The organism is Specibacter sp. BI4 (assembly GCF_056680095.1).
Window position 1 is genome coordinate 1069988 of sequence record NZ_CM155265.1, and the last position, 19941, is coordinate 1089928.

23 protein-coding genes are annotated in these 19941 nt (G+C 64.5%); 11 read left to right on the plus strand and 12 right to left on the minus strand.

The genetic code is table 11. The annotated features are described in order from the left end of the window. Nucleotides 1–15 precede the first annotated feature (15 nt). From AC1L6K_RS05005 to AC1L6K_RS05015, 3 genes are read right to left on the minus strand one after another with little or no spacing between them, the layout of a single operon-like run. A complete protein-coding gene (locus AC1L6K_RS05005; protein WP_480951624.1) occupies nucleotides 16–921 on the minus strand; it encodes an ABC transporter permease in 906 nt (301 codons plus the stop codon). Next, complete coding sequence (locus AC1L6K_RS05010) at nucleotides 921–1814, minus strand: ABC transporter ATP-binding protein (protein ID WP_480951625.1); 894 nt, start codon at nucleotides 1812–1814, stop codon at nucleotides 921–923. The genes AC1L6K_RS05005 and AC1L6K_RS05010 overlap by 1 nt, the downstream gene beginning before the upstream one ends. 2 nt (nucleotides 1815–1816) lie before the next feature. Beyond that, nucleotides 1817–2863 carry an ABC transporter substrate-binding protein gene (locus AC1L6K_RS05015; RefSeq protein ID WP_480951626.1) on the minus strand — a complete coding sequence of 349 codons (1047 nt, stop codon included), beginning with the start codon at nucleotides 2861–2863 and terminating at the stop codon, nucleotides 1817–1819. A 407-nt stretch (nucleotides 2864–3270) separates the two neighbouring features. Between AC1L6K_RS05015 and AC1L6K_RS05020 the strand changes: the two genes are divergently transcribed. From AC1L6K_RS05020 to AC1L6K_RS05035, 4 genes are all read left to right on the plus strand, one after another. Then, the gene (locus tag AC1L6K_RS05020) at nucleotides 3271–4143 is read left to right on the plus strand and encodes an HpcH/HpaI aldolase/citrate lyase family protein (RefSeq protein ID WP_480951627.1); all 873 of its coding nucleotides are present in this window, start codon (nucleotides 3271–3273) and stop codon (nucleotides 4141–4143) included. A 5-nt stretch (nucleotides 4144–4148) separates the two neighbouring features. Then, nucleotides 4149–5069, plus strand: a complete 921-nt coding sequence (locus tag AC1L6K_RS05025; protein WP_480951628.1) for a DUF2797 domain-containing protein — start codon at nucleotides 4149–4151, stop codon at nucleotides 5067–5069. Nucleotides 5070–5225: 156 nt separating this feature from the next. Further along, nucleotides 5226–5486 (plus strand): DUF3188 domain-containing protein, encoded by a 261-nt coding sequence (locus AC1L6K_RS05030; protein ID WP_480951629.1) that lies wholly within the window; start codon nucleotides 5226–5228, stop codon nucleotides 5484–5486. Nucleotides 5487–5515: 29 nt separating this feature from the next. Then, on the plus strand, nucleotides 5516–5929 hold the full coding sequence (locus tag AC1L6K_RS05035; RefSeq protein ID WP_480951630.1) for a hypothetical protein: 414 nt from the start codon (nucleotides 5516–5518) through the stop codon (nucleotides 5927–5929). 225 nt (nucleotides 5930–6154) lie between these two features. Here the strand turns inward: AC1L6K_RS05035 and AC1L6K_RS05040 are convergent, their stop codons facing one another. Continuing rightward, complete coding sequence (locus AC1L6K_RS05040; protein ID WP_480951631.1) at nucleotides 6155–7711, minus strand: MFS transporter; 1557 nt, start codon at nucleotides 7709–7711, stop codon at nucleotides 6155–6157. Between the two features lie 78 nt (nucleotides 7712–7789). Between AC1L6K_RS05040 and AC1L6K_RS05045 the strand changes: the two genes are divergently transcribed. The 7 genes from AC1L6K_RS05045 to AC1L6K_RS05075 all read left to right on the plus strand — a co-directional run bounded on the left by AC1L6K_RS05045 (nucleotide 7790) and on the right by AC1L6K_RS05075 (nucleotide 14258). Beyond that, the gene (locus tag AC1L6K_RS05045; RefSeq protein ID WP_480951632.1) at nucleotides 7790–8356 is read left to right on the plus strand and encodes a TetR/AcrR family transcriptional regulator; all 567 of its coding nucleotides are present in this window, start codon (nucleotides 7790–7792) and stop codon (nucleotides 8354–8356) included. A gap of 37 nt (nucleotides 8357–8393) precedes the next feature. Beyond that, a complete protein-coding gene (locus tag AC1L6K_RS05050) occupies nucleotides 8394–8843 on the plus strand; it encodes an FAS1-like dehydratase domain-containing protein (RefSeq protein ID WP_480951633.1) in 450 nt (149 codons plus the stop codon). Beyond that, nucleotides 8843–9274: a MaoC family dehydratase gene (locus AC1L6K_RS05055; RefSeq protein WP_444529677.1), complete on the plus strand. Its 432-nt coding sequence runs from the start codon at nucleotides 8843–8845 to the stop codon at nucleotides 9272–9274. The genes AC1L6K_RS05050 and AC1L6K_RS05055 overlap by 1 nt, the downstream gene beginning before the upstream one ends. After that, a complete protein-coding gene (locus tag AC1L6K_RS05060; protein ID WP_480951634.1) occupies nucleotides 9271–10608 on the plus strand; it encodes an MFS transporter in 1338 nt (445 codons plus the stop codon). The genes AC1L6K_RS05055 and AC1L6K_RS05060 overlap by 4 nt, the downstream gene beginning before the upstream one ends. A gap of 9 nt (nucleotides 10609–10617) precedes the next feature. Next, nucleotides 10618–11715: a UDP-N-acetylmuramate dehydrogenase gene (locus tag AC1L6K_RS05065; protein WP_480951635.1), complete on the plus strand. Its 1098-nt coding sequence runs from the start codon at nucleotides 10618–10620 to the stop codon at nucleotides 11713–11715. Between the two features lie 188 nt (nucleotides 11716–11903). After that, on the plus strand, nucleotides 11904–13028 hold the full coding sequence (locus AC1L6K_RS05070; protein WP_480951636.1) for a fatty acid desaturase family protein: 1125 nt from the start codon (nucleotides 11904–11906) through the stop codon (nucleotides 13026–13028). Nucleotides 13029–13118: 90 nt separating this feature from the next. Continuing rightward, nucleotides 13119–14258 carry a winged helix DNA-binding domain-containing protein gene (locus AC1L6K_RS05075; protein WP_480951637.1) on the plus strand — a complete coding sequence of 380 codons (1140 nt, stop codon included), beginning with the start codon at nucleotides 13119–13121 and terminating at the stop codon, nucleotides 14256–14258. A gap of 74 nt (nucleotides 14259–14332) precedes the next feature. Here AC1L6K_RS05075 and asd read toward each other — a convergent pair whose 3' ends face one another. From asd to AC1L6K_RS05115, 8 genes are all read right to left on the minus strand, one after another. After that, on the minus strand, nucleotides 14333–15466 hold the full coding sequence (gene asd, locus AC1L6K_RS05080) for an aspartate-semialdehyde dehydrogenase (RefSeq protein ID WP_480951638.1): 1134 nt from the start codon (nucleotides 15464–15466) through the stop codon (nucleotides 14333–14335). A gap of 135 nt (nucleotides 15467–15601) precedes the next feature. Then, the gene (locus tag AC1L6K_RS05085) at nucleotides 15602–15859 is read right to left on the minus strand and encodes a hypothetical protein (RefSeq protein ID WP_480951639.1); all 258 of its coding nucleotides are present in this window, start codon (nucleotides 15857–15859) and stop codon (nucleotides 15602–15604) included. Nucleotides 15860–15928: 69 nt separating this feature from the next. Beyond that, nucleotides 15929–16333, minus strand: a complete 405-nt coding sequence (locus AC1L6K_RS05090) for a hypothetical protein (protein WP_480951640.1) — start codon at nucleotides 16331–16333, stop codon at nucleotides 15929–15931. Between the two features lie 3 nt (nucleotides 16334–16336). Further along, complete coding sequence (locus AC1L6K_RS05095; RefSeq protein WP_480951641.1) at nucleotides 16337–16981, minus strand: hypothetical protein; 645 nt, start codon at nucleotides 16979–16981, stop codon at nucleotides 16337–16339. Nucleotides 16982–17014: 33 nt separating this feature from the next. Beyond that, nucleotides 17015–17962, minus strand: a complete 948-nt coding sequence (locus tag AC1L6K_RS05100; RefSeq protein ID WP_480951642.1) for a WXG100 family type VII secretion target — start codon at nucleotides 17960–17962, stop codon at nucleotides 17015–17017. 102 nt (nucleotides 17963–18064) lie between these two features. Beyond that, nucleotides 18065–18634 carry a dihydrofolate reductase gene (locus tag AC1L6K_RS05105; RefSeq protein ID WP_480951643.1) on the minus strand — a complete coding sequence of 190 codons (570 nt, stop codon included), beginning with the start codon at nucleotides 18632–18634 and terminating at the stop codon, nucleotides 18065–18067. After that, nucleotides 18631–19449 carry a thymidylate synthase gene (locus AC1L6K_RS05110; RefSeq protein ID WP_480951644.1) on the minus strand — a complete coding sequence of 273 codons (819 nt, stop codon included), beginning with the start codon at nucleotides 19447–19449 and terminating at the stop codon, nucleotides 18631–18633. Before AC1L6K_RS05110 ends, AC1L6K_RS05105 begins: the two co-directional genes overlap by 4 nt. Nucleotides 19450–19458: 9 nt before the next feature. After that, entirely contained in the window at nucleotides 19459–19938 is a 480-nt protein-coding gene (locus tag AC1L6K_RS05115; protein WP_480951645.1) for a GntR family transcriptional regulator, read from the minus strand. Nucleotides 19939–19941 lie beyond the last annotated feature (3 nt).

A 19941-nucleotide genomic window follows, 5' to 3' on the forward strand; every position in this document is an offset into this window, starting at 1 on the left:
CAGGTGCGGGGGTTGTCAGGCGTTGATGGAGGTGCGCCACCGGGAAAAGTGCTTTTCGGCGGCGACCAGCAGGATGTTCACGAGCAGTCCCAGCAAGGAGACGGTCAGGATGCCCGCATACATTTGCGGAATCAGGAAGCTGCTCTGGGCATTCGTGATGAGGTAGCCCAGGCCGGCCTTGGCACCGACCATTTCCGCGGCGATCAGGACCAGGATGGCCGAGGTGCCGGCCATGCGGATGCCGGTGAAGATGGTGGGCACGGCCGATGGCAGGATCACCTTCCAGAACAGCGGGAGGCTGCCCATGCCCAGCGACCGTGCAGCCCGGACCAGCAGGGGATCCACTGTGCGCACCCCGGCGATCGTGTTCAGCAGGACGGGAAAGAATGCCGCAAAGGCGATGATGGTGATTTTGGATTCCTCCCCGATGCCCAACAAGAGCGTGAAGACGGGAAGCAGGGCCAGGGCCGCGGTGTTGCGGAAAAGCTCCAGCAGCGGATTCAGGAAGGAATGCAGCGGCCGGTACCAGGCAATGACCAGTCCCAGCGAGATGCCAAGGACGACGGCGATGCTGAAGCCGGCGCCCGACCGCGTCAGGCTGGCCGCAATGTGGGTCTGCAACTGTCCGGTGGCGATGAGGTCGGTCCCGGCGACCAGGACTTCATGCAGTGGCGGCAGGAAGACGCGGGTGGACTCGCTGGCGAGATGCGTCGGTCCCAGTTCCCAGAGTGCGAGGAACAAGATGATTGCCGCTGATTTCCAAAGCCAGGAACCGGCTGTGGCAACTGTCCTGCGCAAGGCGGGTGTCGCCGTCGAACGTGTCCTTGCCGCGGCAGGGGGAGTGGGGGATTCCTGTCCGGGCGGCGGGGAAGGGCTGGGCGCCGCTGCCTGATTCGGGCGTGGGGTGGTCAGTGTGCTCATCAGGCTGCGCTCCTTTGGGTTGCGGTTGGCTGTAGCGCGGGCGTTTCATCCGGGGCCGTGCCGTCCGGGAGCACCTTGCGGTGTCCGGCTGCTTGGGCAGCCTGGACCTCATCACGGAGCAGGGTCCAGACCTTGTGCCGGTGTTCAGCGAATTGGGTGGTGGAGCGAATGTCCTCCACGTTCTCCCGTTCGCCCAGATCGACGTCGACGATTGCCTTGAGCCGCCCGGGCCGGGAGCTTAGAACGGCGACGCGTTGGCCCAGGTAGACGGCCTCATCGATGCCGTGCGTGATGAAGACGATGGTCTTGCCTGTCTCCTTCCAGATGCGCAGGAGTTCGTCCTGGAGCTGTTCGCGGGTTTGGGCGTCGAGGGCGGCAAAGGGTTCATCCATCAGGAGGATGTCCGGCTCGTAGGCCAGGCTCCGGGCAATGGCGACGCGCTGCTTCATGCCGCCGGAGAGTTCGTGCGGGTACCTGTCGGCAAAGCCGGCCAAGCCGACCAGGTCCAAATATTCTTGTGCCTTCCCTGCACGCTGGCGCCGGTTCAGGCCGGAGCCTTCCAGCCCGATGGAAACATTCGTCGACGCCGTCCGCCAGGGAAACAGCGCATATTGCTGGAACACCACGGCCCGGTCATGCCCGGGACCTGTCACTTCCTTCCCGTCCACCAGAACCTGGCCGGAGATTGGCCGGGTCAGTCCGGCCAGCAGGTCAAGGAGCGTGGTTTTGCCGGAGCCGCTGGGGCCCACGATGGTCAGGAATTCGCCCTGGCGGACGTCGAGATTGAAGTCATCCAGGACCACCAGCGGGCCGGAATCGATTGGCTGGCAGCCCTTGGCGGGGCGCACCACGAATTCCTGGCGGACGTGGCGGAGACTGATTTTCGCATTCATGCTCATCCCTTCGGGGCAGTGGTCGAAGCGGCCGCGGCGGGGCTGGCCAGCTCGTTGAATTCATTCGTGTAGTACTTGGCCGGCTGCAGCTCGCCCTTGATCAGCCCGGCGTCCTTGAGGTAGTCCGCCCAGAGGGTGAAGTGCTTGTCCTCGATGATTCCGGCATTGGGCACGCCAACGCTCTTCCAGTACTGCAGGGCCTCGGTGCTCTCACTGCGCCCGCGCTCCTGGATGATTTTCGTGAATCGGGCAATGACTTCCTCGCGGGGGGTGTCCGTTTCCCACTTGATGGCTTTGGCCACGCCCGTGGTGAACGTCCGCACAGTGGTGGGGTTTTCCTTGATGAAGTCGTTGCGGAACACGTACTGGCCGCCCGGGAACGTGCCGAAGAATTCCGCATCGGTGAAGAGGGCGCGGAGGCCGCCGGTGGCCAGCGCCCGGTCCTGCAGGACGGAGCCCAGCGACCCGGCGTCGACCTGTCCCCGGCGGATGGCTTGTTCGGTGTCATTGGGCGGCAGCACCACAAGTTGCACCTGCTTGATTTCGGCCTCGCTGAGTCCGTTGTTCAACAAATACGTGTGGATGACAGCTTCGGACTGGCCGCCCAGTGTGTTGACTCCGATCTTCTTGCCAATCAGGTCACGGGCAGTGTGGAGGGGGCTGTCTTCGAGGACGTAGTACCCGTTGAACGTCTCGGCATCTGATCCGTAGTAGTTCACAACCCCTGTGATCTGGGCGCCGGCGTCGGCCAGCTTGACCACGGCGCCGGTGAAGGCACCGCCAAAGTCCGTCTGGTCGGTCGCAGCCGACTGGATGTCCTGCGGCCCGCTGATGGTGTTGCCCACCCACTCCAGCGTGATGCCGTCCAGATAACCAAGGTCCGCGGCGAGTTCCGGCAGGGTGACCGAATTGGCACTCCCCTGGTACCGCAGCGTGGTGACCTCCCCGCCAGCCCCACCTCCGGCCGTGGCCGGCCCTCCGCAGGCGGAAACAGTCATCGAGACGATGACGGCTGCCGCTACGGTGAAAAGAGATAGAAAGCGTTTCATGGTGGCCTGTCCTGTTGGTGGTCCCGATGTCAGGGAACTGAAGTGGTTTTTACATGTGGTTTGAACGATGTAAGCCCACTAAATGGACAGGTGCAATCCTGTGCGACGCGGCGGGAAACCATGGGAAACCGTGCGCAACCAAGAGCAACGCAACGACACATTTCGCTTGTGGCGGGGAGTTTCCCGTTGTGACGGAAGGGTTGACCCGCGTCTGCGCGTCATGATTGTCTCGAGGGCTCGGGCCGGTGCTGCAGGAAGGCTCCGACCTGACAGGGGATGCGGGCGTTCCCAACCGGTCGGTGGTCTAGACCGCTGACATGAAAACTGGTGCAGTTCGCCAGTGATTGGGCCGGTGCTTTGTAGAAAGGCACATCGAATCCGGCGGATTTGCCGTATACGGTAGAGGTATGTCTAGCACCGTTGGCAACGAAGCCCCCTCAGCACCTGTCCGCACCCGCAACATCCCGGCGGAAATCGCCCGCTCGTGGCTCCTTGTGCCTGCCACCCGCCCCGAGATCTTCGACGACGCCGCGAACTCGCGCGCCGACGCCGTCGTGCTTGACATCGAAGACGCCGTGGATCCCAAGAAGAAGGACGCGGCCCGCGCCGACGTCATCGACTGGCTGCGCAACGGAGGCCGGGCCTGGGTCCGCATCAACGACGTCCACTCCGATTTCTGGGCTGACGACGTCGCCAGCCTGCGCAACGTCCCCGGACTCCTCGGTGTCATGCTGGCCAAGACCGAAAAAGCCGAACAGGTGAAGGAAACCTACCACCGCCTCGACGGCAAAACACGGGTCCTGGCCCTCGTGGAATCCGCCCTCGGCATCGAGGAAGCCAACAACATCGCCCGCGCCGAAGGTGCCTTCCGCCTCGCCTTTGGTTCCGGTGACTTCCGCCGCGACACCGGCATGTCCGCGGACCGCGAGGCCATGGCCTACCCGCGCGCCAAGCTCGTCGTCGCCAGCCGCGTCGGCAACCTGCCCGGCCCCATCGACGGCCCCACTGTGGGCACGAACCACCCGATCCTGCGCGAACAGTCAGCGATCACCGTCTCCATGGGCATGACCGGCAAGCTGTGCCTGGCCGCCGACCAGACCACCATCATCAACGAGGTCATCAGCCCCACGCCCACCGACGTCGCCTGGGCAACCGACTTCATGGACGACTTCAAGGCCCGCGGCGGCGTCATCCGCGACGGCTCGGACCTGCCGCGCCTGGGCCGGGCCGAGAAGATCATGAAGCTGGCCGTGGCCTACGGCGTCCAACCCTCGCTCTAGCCGGCGTGGCGCACCTGGGCGGGCTGGTCCGCAGCGTTTCCTGGCATGGTGAGGGGCCGGCCCTGTCCCTGACCACGGACGACGGCGGTGCGCGGCTGCCCCTGGTGCCGGGGCAGTGGCTGAGGTTTGAGGTGCTTTCCGGCGACGGCGTCCCGGCCAGATTCTGCCTGGGGTTCACCCGGGTGGAGGAGTCGGGCCAGGCGGAGCACTTCCCGTGCCCGACGGGGCAGCCGGCCGAACGCGGGTTCCAGTGCGGTGCCTGCTTCGCCAAGGACCAAATGCGCCCCATGCACGACTTCCACCGCAGCGGCCAGGGATCACCCGGCCTGAAGGCGTACCTGTCGCAGCAGCACTGGCTGTACATCGCCACATTTGCCGACGGCACCACCAAGGTGGGCACGGCGTCCGAACGCAGCAAGTGGAGCCGCCTGGCCGAACAGGGCGCGCTCGTGGCCCGTTACGTGGCCCGGGCCCGGGACGGCGCCGTGGTGCGCCACCTCGAGGATGCCGTGTCCACGAACCTGCCACCCACCCAATTTGTGCGCGGCGCGGCGAAGTTCGCCGCGCTTTTGCATCCCCGGCCGCCGCTTCACCTGGAGCAGACGAACAAGGCGATGGCCGACGTCGTCCGTGACTATGTGGCGGGACTGGCGCTGGAAGGTTTTGAGACGGCGCAGGAACAGTGGCAGCGGAGCGGTTTTTCGGAGGCTGCTGCGGTTCCCAGCCGGCGCACTGCCTATCCGCAGCCGCTGGATTCCGGACGCCACGGCATCCGGATCGACTCGTTGCTTGGTGGCACTGCCCTGGCCGGGCTGGACGGTGTGGAGGGGGCGTTTCTCGTGGATCTCGGCGCGCTCAAGGGCCATAGGATCACTTTTGGGGACTACGAGACCGAGGTCCCGGCGCTGCAGGAGTCGCTCTTTTAGTTCCCATCAAGCCCCACCCACCGACGCTCTCGCAGCAATGGTTGGTTTTTCCCGAACCCTCTCGCAGCCATGGCGGGTCCCGCGGCCGGTAGTGTCTTCCGGCCGCACAAATCTCGCTGCGCTCGCTTCGGGGCCCTCGGCCGGTAGACTTAGCCCGTGCTTAACGACTTCTGGGAAACCGCTCCGCCCGCCTACAAATACGCTGTTTTTGGCGGCATGGGCCTGACCTTTATCGGCATCGTCATCATCATCGTCGGCGCCATCAGTTCCACGGCGTCCATGACGTTCATCGCGCTGCCGTTCATCGGCGTCGGGCTGCTGGCGCACATGGCGTCGCTGGGCCTGCGCGGCCACAACATTCGCAAGGAAATGAAGGCCGCGGAGAAGCGCGAAGGCGAGCGCAACAGCAGAAAGTAGCACGTTCGGCAACAAAGGCGGGGGATTCGATGTCTGAACCGATGCCCACGGCGCCACAGAGGCTGTTCCTGTGGCATTCCACAGTCTGGTTGGCCGCAATTTCAGCGCAGCTTGCCTTGCTGTTTCCCCTGGCAACCCTGGCGGCGGCAGCGTGCATGGCGCTGGCGCTGGGGCACCCAAGCTGCCGACGGCTGCTGCAACGGGCAGAGTCTCGACGCATTACTCGCTGGTGGCTCGGACTGTCCTGGCTGTCGACACTGGGCCTCGCAGGCAATATGTTGCTGCTGGCGATGCCCGTCCCTCGATACACCGACTATTTTCCCGCTGAACAGGTCTCCCCCTTGAGACAGGCAATTCTGGAGAACACCTGGACCCTGCACTGGGCTGCCAGCGGGACAGCGGCCCTTGCGGCCTTCTCAGGGCTGCTGGTCCTTGCCCGGTGATGCAAAAACTGCGCGCGGTCCTGGACGAGCCGGCACTGCACGCCACACGCTAACGCCGATCCGGGAAATCGCCTTCATAGTCATTCCACATGCCGGCCAGAGTCGGCGCCGTGAGGGCAGGCATGACAGCAACGGTTGCCGTGTGATGTGGCTTCATGCTTCCAGACTTTTGACGGGCCATGGCTCCGTCATCCGTCCGGGGCATGGCTGTCCGGGGCGTGGCGCTTAGTGGTCCACCGGCTCCGGGTTGGCCACCGCATTGCGCAGGGCCCGCAGGCACATCAGTGCCGCCCCGAGCATGAGGGCCATGCTGACCAGGGCAACCGTGGATGAGCCGGAGTCGAAGGCGTGCTTGGCCGACTCCAGCAGCGCCGCACCTTGCGGTGCAGGCAGCGTGCCGGCAACGTCAATCGCGCCGCCAAGGGTCTGGCTCGCCGTATCTGCAGCGTCTTCCGGCACGCCGGCCGGAACCACAATGTTCATCCTGTACGACGCGGTCAGGATGCTGCCCAGCACGGCGGTTCCCAGCACTGAGCCCACCTCGTAGGCGGTCTCCGAGATTGCCGACGCCGCACCTGCCTTGGCCGGAGGAGCCGCGGAGAGGATGAGGTCGTTGGAAATGGTCTCGGCCGTTCCCACGCCGGCGCCCAGAACCAGGAATGCCACCATAATGCCGATGACGGAACCATCGGTGTTCAACGCAACGATCAGGAAGGCTGCCGCGTTCAGGAACAGTCCGCCGGCCACCAGCCAGGACTGGCGGAACTTGTTGGCCAGGGACGCGGCCACGAGCCCGGAGACGATGGTCAGGGCAAGGCCGGGCACCAGGACATAGGCGGCGTTGGTGGGGGACAGGCCCACCACCAGCTGCAGGTGTTGGGTGATGAAGTACAGGAACCCAACGAGTGAAAAGATGCTCAGGAGGTTGGCGCTGACACTTCCGCTGAAGACGGGGTTCCTGAACAAGGTCACGTCCATCATGGGATTCACGCGGCGCAGCTGGCGGCGCACAAACAGGGCGCCGAGGCCCAGGCCCGCCACGATGAGAACCACGTTCAGGACCGAGAGCCCGGACTGGGCAATTTCCTTGATGCCAAAAATGGTCGGGACCATGGCTCCGAAGGAAAGCAGGATGCTCAGGGCATCAATCTTTCCCGGGGTGGGGTCCTTGGATTCGGGCACAAAGATCGGTGCCAGGATCAGCAGCGGGATCAGCACGGGAACACTCATGAGGAACACGGCTCCCCACCAAAAGTGTTCCAGGATGAAGCCTCCAACGATGGGGCCCAGGGCGGCGCCGCCGGAGAAGCCGGCGGCCCAGATGGCGATGGCCTTGCGGCGCTGGCCGGGGTGGAGGAACAGGTTGCGGATCAAGGACAGGGTTGAGGGCATCAGCATGGCGCCGAACAGGCCCAGCAGCGCACGGTAGCCAATGAGCGCCCCGGCGTTGGGGGCAAACGCCGCAAACACGGAGACCACGGCAAAACCGGTGCTGCCGATCAGCAGCAGCTTGCGCCGGCCGAACCTGTCAGCCATGCTGCCCATGGGCACCAGCAGTGCGGCCAGCACCAGGGGATAGACGTCGATGGTCCACAGCAGCTCCGAGGCTGAGGGAGTCAACGCCAGTGAGATGGCGGGGATGGCGAAGCTGAGCACCGTGTTGTCCACGGACACCAGCAAAACGGGCAGCATGAGGACGGCCAGGGCTATCCAGGTGCGGGCGCCGGCGCGTGGTGTGGTTTCGGACAAACCAGTTTTGGGAGTGACTGCAGAAATCGCCATGTTCAAATTCTATACCGTCCAGACGGTTTAGTGTACCGTCTGGTTGGTGCACTCCATCACTTCTTGTAGGGTGGACTAATGACTACACAACCCCCAGCACGCGAACGGGTGCTCTCCGCCTACGAGGACCTGCTCATCAGCGACGGGCCCAGGGCGGCAACATTGGACGCTGTCGCCGCCTCGGCCGGCGTCTCCAAGGGCGGGTTGCTATACCACTTCAAGGGCAAGGAAGCGCTGACCGAGGGCCTGTTGGCCAAGTTGCATGACTATGCGGCACTGGATTTCGCGGCGATGGCCGCGGACCCGGAAGGCTGTGCCAGCTATTACATTCGCACCAGCGTCTTCGGCAGCACACCCTTTGACCGCGTGATCGTCGCCGCCATGCGCCTGAGCCAAAGCGAGGACGACACCGTGCGGCAGGCTTTTTCCGAGATCCATGCCCGCTGGTATGAACTGATTCTCAGCGACATTGGCGATCCCGCGGTGTCCCACGCCGTGATGCTCCTGGGTGACGGCATGTACTACAACGCCGCCTTGTTTGGCTTTCCCACGGGAGTGAGGAGGCAGGATGACACGCAGCAAAACATGGATGTGGCATCGCTGCTGGCGATCGTTGACAACATGCGGTCCAACGCGCGGCCCTAGTGTGCGCCCGCCTGCTTCCGGGCTATAGGCTTAAGCCATGAGCATCAATCCCGAGCTGCAGGGGCGCAGCTATCCTTCAGCCGAAATATACAGTGTTGGCAGGGAGTCTGTCAGGGACTTCGCCAGGGCCGTCAAGGCCACCAATGCAGCCCATTTTGAGGTTGCCGCAGCGCAGGCCCTGGGCCATGCAGACTTGGTGGCACCGCCCACCTACGCCATCATCGTGGCCCAGCGTGCGGATGCGTTGTTGATCAACGACCCCGACTCCGGCATAGACTTCTCGCGCGTCGTGCACGCGGAGCAAAAATTCACCCACCACCGGGCCATCGTCGCGGGCGATGAGCTGCGCGCGGAGCTGCACGTGGACACCGTCCGCGGCATGGGCGGCGGCGCCATGATCACCACGCGCGCCGAAATTTCAACTGTCGACGGCGAGGCAGTTGCCACCACCGTGTCAGCCATCCTGGTCCGCGGGGAGGGACAGTAATGAGCATCAACATTGCAGATTTGGCCGTGGGCACCGAGATCGGCTCACGCACCCTTGAGATCTCCCGCGCAGACCTGGTGAAGTATGCCGGAGCCTCCGGGGACTTCAACCCGATCCACTGGAACGACCGCTTTGCCCGCGAGGTGGAGCTGCCCGGCGTCATCGCCCACGGCATGTTCACCATGGGTGCGGCAGTGCAGCTGGTGACCGACTGGATCGGTGACCCTGCCGCCGTCGTGTCCTATGGCACCCGCTTCACCAAGCCTGTCCCGGTGGCCGACGTGGACGCCGGTCCGGGCGCCGTCGTCGAGGTCCTCGGGGTGGTTGGCGCCGTCAACAACGACGCCGGGACCGCACGGATTGACTTGACAGTCACCTTGGGCGGCCAGAAAGTTTTGGTCAAGGCGCAGGCCACGGTCCGCGTGGCGTGAACCGGGCCCTGCCCGCAGACCGGATCAGCGCCTGGCGCAACGGTGTAGTCACAGCATATGCAGGTTCCGGACTGGTCTTTGCCACCTGGGTTTCCCGCATCCCGGCCATCCGCGACGACCTGGGCCTGACCCCCGGCCAGGTCGGGTTGATGCTGCTGTGCATGTCGCTGGGCTCGTTTGTCTCGGTGGCCGCCTCGGGGCTGATCGTGCTGCGCCTGGGCTCAAAACTGACGTCCCGGTTCGGCGCCATCATTCAAACCGTTGGCGTCATCGTCGTCGGACTCGGGGCCACCGTGTTCTCCCAAACCGCGGTGGTGGGTGTCGGGCTTGTCATTGTGGGCCTGGGCACCGCCAGCTGGAATACGGCTTCGAACATTGAGGGCGCCGCCGTTGAACGGGCGCTGGGGCGGCAAATCATGCCCCGGCTGCACGGCGCCTTCAGCATCGGCACCGTGGTGGGTGCCGGCGTGGGCGCCCTGGCCGCTTCCGTCCACGTGCCTGTTGCGCTGCACCTGTCCGTTGTCGCCCTCGTTGCGTGCACTGCCGTGGTCATCGGAACAAGCCATTACCAGGCGGACAGGCCCAGCTCGACGGCCGCTATGGTGGACGTGGCGGAAGCCAGCGCAGTGCCCGGCACCGGCCCCATCCCGATCATCACCGCCGGCACGGCTGACATCACCGCCGCCGCCACGGCCGACACCCTCAGCACCGAGCAGGCGGCGAAGCTTGCGGGCAAGGCTAAAATCGCTGCCGCCTGGCGTGATCCACGCACCTTGATGCTGGGCGCCCTGGTGCTTGGCCTGGGCCTGGCTGAGGGAGCTGCAGGGGACTGGGTGGCCCTTGCCATGGTTGACGGCCACGACTCCACGGCCGCCCTGGGTGCTGTCGGGTATGGCATTTTTGTGTCGGCCATGACGATTGGACGTTTCGCCGGAACTGTGGTGCTGGACAGGTACGGCAGGGTGGTGGTGCTGCGCGTTGGTGCGGCCCTGGCCGTCCTTGGCCTGGGCTTGTTTGTCTTCGCACCCACAGCCGAAGTGGCCCTTGCGGCACTTGTGTTCTGGGGTCTGGGTTCGGCGCTTGGCTTCCCCGTGGCCATGTCTGCGGCCTCCGACGATCCCGAGCATGCGGCCGCCCGCGTGTCAGTTGTGTCCACGGTCGGCTACGGCGCCTTCCTGGGCGGGCCGCCGCTGCTGGGCCTCCTGGCCGAGCATGTTGGTGTGCTGCATTCCCTGCTGGCGGTGCTGGTCATGCTTGTCGTGGCATTCTTCCTCACCCCCGTGGTGCGCAAGCCCAAATACCTGGATCTCCAGCAGGATGCCGGCACAAGATAGTCTGGAAACGTGAAAGAGCAAAAGTTTCTAAGTTCCCTGACAACCCTCGAAGTGGGCGGCCCCGCCCGAAAATATGTGGTGGCCGGCACCGAGGCGGAAATCATTGCCGCCGTCAGGGCAGCCGACGACGCCGGCGAGCCGCTGCTGGTGCTCGGCGGTGGTTCCAACCTCGTGGTCTCGGACGAGGGTTTTGCCGGCACGGTGCTGAAGATCGCCAGCCAGGGCTATGCGGCCAACTCACAGGACTCCTGCGGAGGGGCCTCCGTGGTGGTCCAGGCCGGCCATGACTGGGACGACTTTGTGCACCAGAGCGTCCTGCACGCATGGAGCGGGGTTGAGGCACTGTCCGGGATTCCCGGCAGCACCGGTGCCACGCCCGTGCAAAATGTGGGTGCCTACGGCTGCGAGGTCGCCCAAACCATCGCCGCCGTGCGCACCTGGGACCGGGAGAAGAGCGCTGTCCACACGTTCACCAGCCACGAGCTCAAGTTCGGCTACCGCGACTCGCTGCTGAAGGCCACCACCGTCAACGGTTCGCCGCGCTACGTGGTCCTGACAGTTGAATTCCAGCTCCTGCTGGGCCGGATGAGCGCCCCCATCAAATACTCGGAGCTGGCCCGCCGCCTCGACGTCGAGATCGGCAAGCGCGCCAACTCCCTCGAGGTTCGCCGCACGGTCCTGGCCCTGCGCGCATCCAAGGGCATGGTCCTGGACCCGGCCGACCGCGACACCTTCTCCACCGGCTCCTTCTTCACCAACCCCCTCGTCACGGCCGAGGTCGCCAACTCGCTGCCGGCCGACGCGCCCCGCTGGCCGGCAGGGGACCTCACCAAGCTCAGCGCCGCCTGGCTTATCGAGCACGCGGGTTTTTCCAAGGGCTTCGGCCTTGCCGGGGAGCTTGCCGGCGTTTCTTCCGACGGGAAGTCCGACGCCGGGACCCCGCCGCGCGCTTCCCTGTCCACCAAGCACACCCTCGCCATCACGAACCGTGGCGGTGCCCGCACCGAGGACATCCTCGCTGTTGCGCGGGAGGTGCGTGACGGCGTCGTCCGTGAATTCGGCATCGCGCTGGTGCCGGAACCGGTCCTGGCGGGCTGCTCCCTCTAAGCACACCCGGCACCGAGTGGCGGGCCCGGGACCCCGCACGCCCGGGTGCCCCATACCCGGGTACGGGGTCAAGACGGCTCCCGGGTGTGATGTGCGCGGCGCCTCCGCCTACGTAACCTAGAAGGTAGATTCAGACTTTTTCGTTTACGTGATGATTTGGGCATCCGTGAGGCACCAAGAGGAGCACAATGACATCCGCAACGCTTGATTCCACCGAACTATTGGACGGTGGTCCGGCCGCCAAGCCCGCCCGCAAACGTCCGGCCCGGGACCGCCACGTCACGGACTTCATCGCGCTGTGCGAGCAGGTTCGCGCCGCCGGATACATGGAACGCGACGTCAAATGGTACGTGTTGCGCATCGTGCGCCAAAGCATTGGCTACCTGGCCGTGCTGGCGCTGTTCCTGACGCTCGGGCAGAGCTGGTGGCAGATGATTACCGCCGTGCTGTTCGCCTTCATGTGCACGCAGACGGCGTTCATCTCCCACGACGCCGCGCACCGCCAGGTGTTCGCCTCCGCGAAGAAGAACGCGTGGCTGGCCCGCATCGCCGGCAACCTGTTCGTGGGCCTGAGCTACGGCTGGTGGATGAACAAGCACGGCAAGCACCACCTGAACCCGAACAAGATTGGCGTGGACGGCGACATTGATCCCGGCGCCCTCGTGTTTGACCCGGAGAACGCTGCCAAGCGCACCGGCTTTGCCAAGTGGTTTGCCCGCCGACAGGGCGCGTTCTTCTTCCCGCTGTTGACCCTTGCCGCACTTGACCTGCACATTGCCGCCGTGAAGCGCGTGCTGGACCGCAGGCAGGTTGTGCCCGAACGCACGGCAGAGATCGCCTTGCTGGTGGTCCGCCTCGTGCTGCTGCCCGCGTTGACCGTCTGGTTCCTCGGGTGGGGCATCGGCCTGGCGTTCGTCGCCGTGCAGATCATGGGCCTTGGCCTGTACATGGGCTGCGCCTTCGCCCCGAACCACAAGGGCATGCCGCTGGTGCCCAAGGATGTCAAGATCGACTTCATGCGCCGCCAGACCCTCATGAGCCGCAACATTTCCGGCGGCTGGTGGGTCGACGTCGGCATGGGCGGCCTGAACTACCAGATCGAACACCACCTGTTCCCCACCATGTCCTCCAAGAACCTCAAGGCCGTCCAGCCCATGGTCCGGGAGTACTGCGCCGAGCGGAACATCACGTACACCGAGACCACCCTCGGCCAGTCGTACATGATCGTCATGCGCTACCTGAACCGGGTTGGCCTGGGCCAGCGGGATCCCTTCGAGTGCCCGATCACCGCCAGCATGCGCTCCGCCCGGTAACGCTCCCCACCCGCTCCCCAGCCTCGTTCCTCGGCCGGGGCCCCTCGCGGTCGTGGGCCCACCCGGCCGCGTAGACGCTAGATTGGGTGCATGACACCTAGCGTCACCCCCGCCGTTCTTGCCAGGCTCCGCCTCGCCGCCCAAATGATTCTCCCGACGTCCACCAGTCCCAGCCCGGGGCCGGTGGACGTTGTGCGTTCCCTGACGGCGCTGCAGGGCCAGGACTTCCCCGGCGCACTGTGGTCGATCGGACTGCGTTCACCCGGGAGCACCCGCGCGGACGTGGAAGCTGCCTTCAACCGCGGCGAACTCGTCCGCTCCTCGCCCATGCGTGGAACTTTGCACGTCACCGCCGCCGAGGACCTTGGCTGGATCCTCTCCCTCACCCGCGAGCGCATGATCACATCCCTGGCAACCCGCCACCGCCAACTGGGGATTACGACGCCGGACCTCGAGCAGGTGCGCGGCCTAGCCCTGGCGCTGCTGGAACAGTCAGGCGGCCGCGTCACGCGTGAGGAACTGCTTGCCGCATTCGAGCAGGCCGGGCAGGGGACCAAAGTCCAGCGCGGCTACCACTTCCTGTTCCTGCTTTGCCTTGGGGGAACCCTCGTCCAGGGACCCGTCAACACGGGAAACGGCAACGGGCAGTTTTACGTCAGCTCACAAGAATGGATCAAGCACCCGCGGATATTGGACCGGGACGAAGCACTGGCCGAATTGGCGCTGCGCTACTTCCGCAGCCACGGGCCGGCCACCGTCAAGGATTTTCAGTGGTGGTCGAAGCTGACACTGAAGGACATCAAGACAGGGCTCACCCAGATAGCGAATCAGCTGGAAACGCTCGAGTGCAATGGCACGGAGTACCATTTGTCACCGGAAACGGCCGAGCTGCTGGGCGGCGCAGGGACGAAACGCGCTGTCAATGGCGCCCGTTCGGTCCTGCTGCTGCCGGGCTTTGACGAATACCTGCTGGGCTACACGGACCGCACCGCGGCCCTGGCCCCGGAACATGCGCAACTGACGGTGCCGGGCAACAATGGCATGTTCAAGGCGACAGTCGTGGCCGGCGGGAAGGTCGCCGGGACCTGGCGGAAAGCGCAGGGTGCTGCTGAGCGGGAAAGGCAACTGTCCGGCGTCGTGCTTCCGGAATTCTTCACGGAGCTCAGCCCAACCCAGGACAAGGCCCTGGACATGGCGGCGAGGAAATACGCCAAGTTCCTGGCCCCTTAACGGCCCATAAAAAAGCTGTGTGGCAGTTGTTGGACGAAAGCCAACAACTGCCACACAGCTGTGAAGGGTTAAAGCTACAGCGTGCCGACGGCGATCTTCAGCATGCGGCGCAGCGGCTCGGCGGCGCCCCAGAGGAGCTGGTCGCCCACCGTGAACGCGCTGATGTACTCGGGGCCCATCTCCATCTTGCGGATGCGGCCCACGGGGACCTCGAGGGTGCCGGATGCGGCGACGGGGGTGAGGTCAGCCATGGAGGCTTCCTTCGTGTTTGGCACCACCTTGGCCCACTCGTTGTCGTTGGCCAGCAGCGACTCGATCTCGGCCACCGACAGGTCCTCGCGGAGCTTCAGGGTCAGTGCCTGGGAGTGCGAACGCATGGCGCCGATGCGCACGCACAGGCCATCCATGATGACCTGGTTGGACGCAGTTGTGCCCAGGATCTTGTTGGTCTCCACCCCGGCCTTCCACTCTTCCTTCGACTGGCCGTTGCCCAAATCGGCGTCGATCCAGGGGATCAGCGAACCGGCCAGCGGCACGCCGAACTGCGCGGAGTCGATGCCCTCGCGCTGGTGGGCCAGGACCTTGCGGTCGATTTCCAGGATGGCCGACGCCGGGTTGTCCAGTTCGGAAGAAACCTCGGAGTTCAGCGTGCCGAACTGGTTCAGGAGCTCGCGCATGTGGCGCGCGCCGCCGCCGGAAGCAGCCTGGTAGGTCATGGCGGTGCCCCACTCGACAAGATTGTTCTTGAACAATCCGCCCAGGCCCATGAGCATGCAGGAGACGGTGCAGTTGCCGCCGATGAAGTCCTTGGTGCCGTTCGCCAGGCCGGCGTCGATGACGTCGCGGTTGATGGGATCCAGCACGATGATCGAGTCGTCGTTCATGCGCAGCGTGGAGGCGGCGTCCATCCAGAGCCCGTCCCAGCCGCGGTTGCGCAGCTCGGTGTGCACGCGGGTGGTGTAGTCCCCGCCCTGGGCGGTCACAATAATCGGAAGTTTCGCCAACGTGTCAATGTCAAAGGCGTCTTCGAGCTTGCCGGAGTCGCCGCCGGTAATCGCCGGGGCGTTGCCGCCGGCGTTCGAGGTGGAGAAGAAGACGGGGTTGACATCGCCGAAGTCGCCTTCGTCCTGCATGCGCTGCAGCAGAACGGAACCGACCATGCCGCGCCAGCCGACAAGGCCGACGGAGGGAACACTGTTATTGGTCATGCTTCCAGTTTAGGGGGGAGGGGCAAATCGGCTGAAGTTCGTTTCACCCAATGAACACGTGCGACGGCGTTTCGCACCACCGTGCGCCCCTGCAGTTGGGTGCGGGGCCGGCCGGGTGGGTGCTGCCGGGGCAAGCTACCAGTACTTGCGCGGCACGCCTTTGGCGGTGAGCCATTGTTGCCGCCTGCGGGCGATGGTGAAGCCCCAGGTTCCTGCTGCTGCGGCGCCTGCCGATGTCAGGCCGGCGTAGAGGACGCCCGGCCTGGCAAAACCGGCATTGGACACCGGGTAAAGAGGAATGCAGGCAATGAACAACAGGACAATGCTCAGTGCCCGGATGGCGTTGGGTTTTTGACGCGGAGCCTTGGCATGGAATGTGTAGTCTGGCGGCACCCCTCCAGGCCCGTATTCTTGTGCATATTGATTCACATTGAAGGGGTTGGGATCGTTATTTCGGGCAGGTTATTCCCTCGGCGTGGGAAGGCCCCGCTGGCGCCGCAGGCGTGTGGCTTTGGCTTCCTTGACGAGGTTGGAGGTGGTGTAGACGATGGTTAGGCCAAAGAATCCAAAGGCAATCCACAGTCCGGCGGGGATGTCCGTGTGCCCCCCGCGAACACCCACGCTCAAAGCCCACAGGAATAGGCACAGTATCGCTATTTGACCGGCGACCAGGATTCCATGTCCCCAGACGGTGTAGATTTTGGGACCAAGCCCGGTGCGCCCCACGCCATATTCCTCCGGGAGGTAGCTGACGAGTTCGCCGTTGAAGGCGCGCCGCAGGTAGCGAGTCTGGCCGCTGGCGACCGCCTGCTCGTGCCAGGCAGTTGCCTGTTGGTCCCGCCACTGGCGTTGTGGGTCTGCTGCCATCCCCTACTCCTGGCGGATCGCGCGGATGCGCTGGAGCACGTCTGCATCTGTAAGGCCGGTGATGGGTTCAATGTCTGCAGGACCGGTGGAGTTGTAACCCACCGTCCAGGAGGATCCTTCGCGCTTGAGCAGGAGTTCCTGCCCTGTGGCGTCTTCACGGCGCTTGATGGTGGCGCCGCCCGACGGGTTCTCCTCCAGGTGCTTGCGCATAATCCAGAAGTTTCCCTCAGCCGCGGAGATCTCCGGCTTCTGGGCCATGGCGAACCACGTCAGGTAGGCGCGGGGCTGAAGAATGATGCCGTAGTTCGGGGCATCCACACTAATAACGCTGTCGCCACCCTCCGCCGTGAGGAGCGAAATTTCCATGCGTCGCGTGGCCGTGGTCAAGGCGTGGGTTACTGCGGCCACCGGGCCGCTGATGCTCAGCTCACCTCCGGCTTCAACAGTGGCGAACCCTCTCGCCACCAGCGAGGAAGCCCCAGCAAACAGGACCTTGTCATCGTCCAGTTCCTGTTCAAGGCGCAGGGCAGCAGCACTGGCTGTGGTGGCGTCGCCACGGACCAGATTCAGCAGTGCAACGAGTTCGGCGAAACCGAAGCCGATGGCGTCCGGGAATCCCTGGGCAGCGGACGTAGTTGCCTGAGTCAAGATCATTTCTCCTCATTGTTGGAAAACAAATTCCTAGAAGCCAAAGAATTTGGCAACTTTCTTGCCAGTGTCGGCGACAGCATCAACAGTGGCTCCGACGCCCTCGCCAATCTTTTCACCGACAAAGTTTACCGAGTCGTGGATGATGGGGACGTTGTCGTACAGGAACAGACCACCGCTGGCCACTGCCGCAATTGTTCCGACAGGTGGCGGCGCAAATGATATGACGCCGAGGGCGGCCTTTGCCGCCGAGTAGCCGGCTTCCTCATACTCTCCGTTGGCCAGATGATTGACACCATCTATGACATCCAAACCGACGCCCGCCACGCCGAGTGCGTGACCGCCGGCTTCCAGGAATTTGAACGCCTTGCCGGTTTCCGGCAGTTGGGCCACGTCCTTGAATGCGGAACCCCATTTGCCGTCGAAGAGGTTCGAGGACATGTTTGAGAACTGGCTAAAGGCATTGCTTCGTTGGAAGGCCGTCCAAGCATTCTTGTCCCAGAAACCTGCCCGGTTGGCCTTGCTCGCCATGGCTGCGATGTCAAAGACGCCCGCACGCATGTTGGGGATCAGCTTGGCCCAGTTGTAGGCGTCCCAACCGTTTCGGAATGGTGAGTCTTCATCCGCCAGCCAGTCCGGGCCAAATTGGGGGATGGGACTCTTGCCATCGCCATCGCCGCCGCTGCCGGCGGGTCCGGTCAAACTCGAAGCGGAGCTGGCCTGCTCCTGCTCGACGGCGTGCTTGTTCAGTTCGCGGGCAGACTCGTCGAGCATGGTGGCAGTCCGCGAAATGATGCCGCGGTGCTGGCCGCGCCATTGCGAGGCAAAACGCTGTGCATCCGGCCCCTGCCAATAGCGCGGAAGCTGGTTCACGGCACCGTCGATCAGTTTCTGCGCCTGGGCAAGTTTTTGTGAGTTGCCGGAGAAGTCCCGGGCCAGTGCCCGAAGTTCTTCAACGTCGGCACCCAGCATTTCAGACATGGTCGCTCCGGGAGGTAGGGGGACAGGAAAGTTGTTGCAAGTCTAGAACGAGCATAGCCACGGCAGCGATTGCCCGCGATGGGGTGGACTCCCCATCAACTCCTACTCGGCCGAAAATTCAGTCTCGCCCTTGGCCCACAGGGTGATCCGGTATTCGGTGCCGTTCTTGGCGGTGTGCCAACCCTCAACGGGCGACCCCCCGCGGAACGACCATTCCGGGCCAAGTGCAGGCGCCTGCGTATCGCCTGGCACATCAGTGTTGATAACGGTTACGACCGCGACATTGCAGTGTTCCTTGGCCTGGGCATAGACTTGGCCGCCGCCAATGACCCACACCTCGTGGCCACCCGGGGAAAGTTGAGCCTCGACGAGGGCCTCCTCCAGCGAGTCAAGCACGACGGCGCCACTCGCCTCTGGCGTTGCGCCCCACCCCTCCTGCCGGGTCACCACAACGTTGGTGCGGTCCGGCAGCGGGCGGAACTTGTCCGGGAAGGATTCCCAGGTGCGTCGTCCCATGACCACGGGGTGGCCAGTGGTGACGCGCTTGAAGTGGGCCATGTCCTCGGGCAGGTGCCAGGGCATGCCGCCGTCGGCCCCGATCACACCCTGGCTGGTCTGGGCCCAGATCATGCCCACGACGGGTTGGCTGAAGCGGTACGTGGGGGTGCTCATACAGCGATCGGCGCCTTAATCGAGGGGTGGTGCTGGTAGTCGACCAGCTCAAAGTCTGCAAAGTCGTAGTCAAAGATGGAGTCCGGCTTGCGGGTGAAGCGCAGCTTCGGGTACGGGTACGGTTCCCGTGTTAGCTGCTCGGCAACCTGCTCCACATGGTCGTCGTAAATGTGCACGTCGCCGCCGGTCCAGATGAATTCGCCCGGTTCCATGTCCAGCTGCTGCGCCACCATCATGGTCAGCAGCGCGTAGGACGCAATGTTGAAAGGCACGCCCAGGAACGTGTCCGCGGAGCGCTGGTACAGCTGGCAGCTGAGCTTACCGCGGCCGTCCTCGGTGGGGGCAACGTAGAACTGGAAGAAGGCGTGGCACGGCGGCAGTGCCATGTTCTTCAGCTCGCCAACATTCCAGGCCGAAACAATGTGCCGGCGCGAGTCGGGGTTCTCCCGCAGCGACTCCATGACCTGGGCAATCTGGTCGATGTGCTCGCCGTCGGGCGTGGGCCACGAGCGCCACTGGACGCCATAAACGGGCCCCAGCTCGCCGTCGTCGTCCGCCCATTCATTCCAAATCTTGACGCCGTTCTCCTGCAGCCAGCGCACATTCGAATCGCCGCGCAGGAACCACAGCAGCTCCATCGCGACCGACTTGAAATGCACCCGCTTGGTGGTGATCAGCGGGAAGCTCTCGCTCAGGTCAAAGCGCAGCTGGCGGCCGAAAACGCTTCGCGTGCCGGTGCCGGTGCGGTCCGATTTCGCGGTGCCGTTGGCCTGCACATCGCGCAGCATGTCCTCATATGGGGTCAAAATAGTCACGCCAACAGTCTACTTGCCGCGCTGGTTCAGGCGACCTTGCACCAGTGTGACAAGCATCTTCCCATCCAGCCCGGCCCGGTCCCCAGCCTCAATGAGATGTTCGACGGCGGCCATCACCTCCCCAGCCGTGCCCTCTGCTCGCAAGTTCGCAGCGGCTCTCACGCGGTGGGCCCCGGCAGCGGTGATCTCGCGGTTGGGGCCCCATTCGGGGCCTTCCGCGCCGGCTGGGGAGACCGACACGGACGCCATTGCCGCCACGACGGTTCCCTGCCTTCGGTTGGTGGTGACGAGTCCCGCGGCTTCGAGTTCCTTGTAGGCGCGCGCCACCGTGCCGGCTGCGACCCCGAGGTCGGCGGCGAGGCTGCGCACGGTGGGCAGCCGAGTGCCCGGTGGAAGCTCACCGACGGCAATCAGCGATGAGATTTGTCTCTGGACCTGTTCGTACGGAGGCGTGGCTGTTTCCAGGTCGATGACAATCTGGGCTTCCATGGC

Excerpts from the sequence above, each read along its gene's own strand:
- AC1L6K_RS05045 (WP_480951632.1), top strand. The coding sequence starts at position 7,790 with ATGACTACACAACCCCCAGCACGCGAACGGGTGCTCTCCGCCTACGAG.
- AC1L6K_RS05015 (WP_480951626.1), bottom strand. The coding sequence starts at position 2,863 with ATGAAACGCTTTCTATCTCTTTTCACCGTAGCGGCAGCCGTCATCGTC.
- AC1L6K_RS05100 (WP_480951642.1), bottom strand. The coding sequence starts at position 17,962 with ATGTCTGAAATGCTGGGTGCCGACGTTGAAGAACTTCGGGCACTGGCC.
- AC1L6K_RS05075 (WP_480951637.1), top strand. The coding sequence starts at position 13,119 with ATGACACCTAGCGTCACCCCCGCCGTTCTTGCCAGGCTCCGCCTCGCC.
- AC1L6K_RS05020 (WP_480951627.1), top strand. The coding sequence starts at position 3,271 with ATGTCTAGCACCGTTGGCAACGAAGCCCCCTCAGCACCTGTCCGCACC.
- AC1L6K_RS05055 (WP_444529677.1), top strand. The coding sequence starts at position 8,843 with ATGAGCATCAACATTGCAGATTTGGCCGTGGGCACCGAGATCGGCTCA.
- AC1L6K_RS05040 (WP_480951631.1), bottom strand. The coding sequence starts at position 7,711 with ATGGCGATTTCTGCAGTCACTCCCAAAACTGGTTTGTCCGAAACCACA.
- AC1L6K_RS05035 (WP_480951630.1), top strand. The coding sequence starts at position 5,516 with ATGTCTGAACCGATGCCCACGGCGCCACAGAGGCTGTTCCTGTGGCAT.
- AC1L6K_RS05105 (WP_480951643.1), bottom strand. The coding sequence starts at position 18,634 with ATGAGCACCCCCACGTACCGCTTCAGCCAACCCGTCGTGGGCATGATC.
- AC1L6K_RS05010 (WP_480951625.1), bottom strand. The coding sequence starts at position 1,814 with ATGAATGCGAAAATCAGTCTCCGCCACGTCCGCCAGGAATTCGTGGTG.
- AC1L6K_RS05090 (WP_480951640.1), bottom strand. The coding sequence starts at position 16,333 with ATGGCAGCAGACCCACAACGCCAGTGGCGGGACCAACAGGCAACTGCC.
- AC1L6K_RS05050 (WP_480951633.1), top strand. The coding sequence starts at position 8,394 with ATGAGCATCAATCCCGAGCTGCAGGGGCGCAGCTATCCTTCAGCCGAA.
- AC1L6K_RS05005 (WP_480951624.1), bottom strand. The coding sequence starts at position 921 with ATGAGCACACTGACCACCCCACGCCCGAATCAGGCAGCGGCGCCCAGC.
- AC1L6K_RS05115 (WP_480951645.1), bottom strand. The coding sequence starts at position 19,938 with ATGGAAGCCCAGATTGTCATCGACCTGGAAACAGCCACGCCTCCGTAC.
- asd (WP_480951638.1), bottom strand. The coding sequence starts at position 15,466 with ATGACCAATAACAGTGTTCCCTCCGTCGGCCTTGTCGGCTGGCGCGGC.
- AC1L6K_RS05070 (WP_480951636.1), top strand. The coding sequence starts at position 11,904 with ATGACATCCGCAACGCTTGATTCCACCGAACTATTGGACGGTGGTCCG.